The sequence below is a fragment of the Methylocaldum sp. genome (genome assembly GCF_039794385.1).
In the GTDB taxonomy this organism is placed as follows: Bacteria; Pseudomonadota; Gammaproteobacteria; order Methylococcales; family Methylococcaceae; genus Methylocaldum.
In genome coordinates this window covers 1-3,069 of record NZ_JBDIVO010000455.1, presented here as the reverse complement: position 1 = coordinate 3,069, position 3,069 = coordinate 1, and the positions used below count along the sequence as shown (strand labels likewise).

General features: G+C 55.2%; 3 protein-coding genes. All 3 read right to left on the bottom strand.

The genetic code is table 11. The features are described from left to right. Nucleotides 1–86: 86 nt before the first annotated feature. The 3 genes from ABJK70_RS22605 to ABJK70_RS22595 all read right to left on the bottom strand — a co-directional run bounded on the left by ABJK70_RS22605 (nucleotide 87) and on the right by ABJK70_RS22595 (nucleotide 2,441). Nucleotides 87–332 carry an MbtH family NRPS accessory protein gene (locus ABJK70_RS22605; RefSeq protein WP_077728541.1) on the bottom strand — a complete coding sequence of 82 codons (246 nt, stop codon included), beginning with the start codon at nucleotides 330–332 and terminating at the stop codon, nucleotides 87–89. A gap of 366 nt (nucleotides 333–698) precedes the next feature. After that, nucleotides 699–1,703, bottom strand: a complete 1,005-nt coding sequence (locus ABJK70_RS22600) for a FecR family protein (RefSeq protein ID WP_347259212.1) — start codon at nucleotides 1,701–1,703, stop codon at nucleotides 699–701. Nucleotides 1,704–1,937: 234 nt separating this feature from the next. Beyond that, nucleotides 1,938–2,441 carry a sigma-70 family RNA polymerase sigma factor gene (locus ABJK70_RS22595; protein ID WP_077728426.1) on the bottom strand — a complete coding sequence of 168 codons (504 nt, stop codon included), beginning with the start codon at nucleotides 2,439–2,441 and terminating at the stop codon, nucleotides 1,938–1,940. Nucleotides 2,442–3,069 lie beyond the last annotated feature (628 nt).

Sequence of the window (3,069 nt, the reverse complement as noted above, 5' to 3'; positions counted from 1 at the left end):
AAATTAGGCGTAGAAATCACTGGCCGAGACATCCGTATCGCCTTCTCGGAAAGAGCATCCTCCGAACCGGAGAATTCCCACGCGCATCAAGCCTCCTTCCCCGCCGACGCGGCTTCCTGAAGGGACGCCTCCTCCATGTGTCTGCGTAAACTCAGAGGCCGCATGTCCGTCCACACATCCCTGATATAGTCCAGACACTCCTGCTTCGGACCGCTCTTGCCGACCGTTCGCCATCCTATAGGCACTTCCTTGTATTCCGGCCAAATCGAATACTGCTCCTCATGGTTGACGACCACGTGGTAAATCGTCGTATCGTCTTCATCCCAAGCCATGTTTTCGTCCTCCAGATTCGAGTTCAAGCAACCAGGATCGGTTTTCGTCGCCGAGGTTTTTTGCCCCGGATACCCGTATTGACGAAAACACAAAACCGACCCCGTACTCCGGGACGAAAATTTTGAGGGCGATTTGAAGCGAGGTGTGTCCGAGGAATGGATGCGCTGTGCTGCTGGAGCGTTGTCAGGTTTGGTGTAGTGCCCTCAGTAGGTCGGGAATCCTTTCCCGACACCCCAGTTCGGCAAGTGCATTTGTCGGCAAAGGATTGCCGACCTACGACTACGGCTTTGGGATAGGCGTGAGAAAGGAATTCAGGCGGCGAGGGAAGGTGCGCCAGCCCTCGGCCGGATGCGGCGGCTGAGAGCTCAGAGGGTGGGCTGGTAAAGCAAGGTCAGAGCGCCGGAAAGATTTACCGAGCTTAGTCCTAAGGTTTTCTCGATGGCGGTAAGAATATCGCGGGGCCGGGTCAGGTCGAAGGCGCCACTGACGACCCGCTCGCGGATGCGCGGATCGGCGATGATGATCTTGCCGGGGAAATAACGGTTTATCTCGTCGACCACGGCGGCGAGCGGCTGCATGTTGAACACCAAGAGTCCCTCGCGCCAGGCCGACGCCTGCCGGGCATCCACGCGGAGAACAGGGCCTATGCCGTCGATGCTGCCGGTCGCCTGCAATCCGGCGCTCAGTTCTATCGCCCGATCCTCGGCCCCCTCGGTGTAGACGCGCACCCGCCCCTCGGACACGGTGACGGTCATACGGTCATCCCGCTCGTATACGTTGAACGCGGTGCCCGTGACTTTGGCCACGCCATGAGCGGTAAGGACGATGAAGGGACGGTCTGGATCGTGTCTCACCTGGAAATAAGCTTCGCCTTCCAGGAGTTTGATCACGCGTCGTTCCGGGGAGAACTCGACCGATAAGGCTGAGTGGGTATTGAGGGAAACTCGGGAGCCGTCCTCCAGCGTAATCTCCTGCCGTTCGCCCCACTCCGTATGATAATCACTGGTCCAAAAGCGAAAAGCTCCCGGCAACCAAAGGTACATGACAAGCGCAGCAGCCAGAGATAAGCCCACGAAGGCACGGCGCGCCGGTCGCCTAGCGACCCTTTGCCCAGCTTTACGGATGAGAGGGGTCGCATCCGTCTGTTCCGACGCCAAAGTCTCTTCTCGTTCGAAGACCCGTCGGGCCGGCTCGTCCAGCAGCGCCCAAAACATTTCGACATCCGCATAAGCCTTGGCATGCAGGGAGCTACGCTTTCGCCAGTCCTCGAAACGATTGCGATCCTCGGGCGTAACCCGGCCGGAGTGGAGTTTCGAGAACCACTCGATCGCCTCGTTGGAGATCGTCGTCTCCACGGGGTTTGGATGCATAACCGCTCTTTTTATCTTGTTGTCTGCGCGACGAACTGGCGTGGCACTTGCCAGCTTTTTCGATTACAGCCGGTCAACTCCTCCTTGTCAAATGATAACGAGTTCGTTGGGAAAATAACGCTGAAAAGTACTTTGCCAGTTTGAACGCAAGTTGGTCTTACTGGGCACCATCAAGGATGGACACGTCAGAGCGGGATTTGCCGCACCCTATTCTTTCGCAGTAGAACGTCGGCGCTATCTAGTCCGCATTCTATCGCGCAGAATCTTCAACGCTTTACCGACCTGTTTTTCCACAGTACGAGGGGAGATATTCAATCGCTCGGCTATTTCGGCATGACTGAGGTGCTGGACCTTGTGCAGCAGAAAGATACGGCGGCATTGCGGAGGCAGTTCAGCGATCGATTGGCCGAGGAGGTCCAACTCTTGGCCTGCTTCCGTGATCTTGTCGGGAAGCGGTTTCGGACAGATCAGGTCTTCTTCCAGCGGCTCGTGATGAGCCTGCGCCGACGCCACGGCCTGCCGCCCGTAATCGACCACCAAATTGCTCGCGATACGAAACAGGTAAGCAGGCAGATTAACTATTTCGTCGACGGAGTTTTGCTGAATAACCCGCAAATAGGCCTCCTGGACTACATCCTCCGCAGTATCGCTGCAACCGAGACGGCGCTTGAGCAATTGCAGCAAGGGTTTTCGAGTTTCCAAGTAAGTCGACTGAATAAGCGCAACGGACGATTTCATTTATTGTTGTTCCTTAACGGGTCTTGGCGCCATCGAGGAGCAAGTACAGTTTTCAAGCCTCGAGAGGAAGATCGTGGCTGAACTATCCGAGCAAGGTCTGTGCCGAGCGCATTTCCGCGCCTGATTCGAGTGGGAATCTAGATGTAGCCTCGCAAACTAGGGCTTATGACTCACTATATGCGGCATATCACACAGCTCTACCATGCCCGGCGCTTCGCTTCTCAAGCTTTACGGTGCCTTGCAGCCGCCTCCGAGCATCTTTGGGATAGCAGTGAGGGATTAGCCTCGGTTAAACGTTTATCGGATAAGGAACAACCAAAGAGAATGGTCGTTAGAATCAGGCGGGAGCGAAAGTCCAGTCTTGAGCAGAAATTGGGCATTCGCTCAAAATGAAAAAGGCCTGCATCGCTGCAAGCCTTTGTTTTACTTGGTGGGCCCTCAAGGACTTGAACCTTGGACCAAGGGATTATGAGTCCTGTTTTTGGCTGTTTTACCGAGCTCTACCAAGTTTGAAAGAGACATAAAACATGCTTGCAATCAGTCGCTTACATGACATAATAAATCCGACTGTCTTTGAAGCTGTTTGAATCGTACTGTCTACCATGCGTCTACCACGATTCCAGGGGGG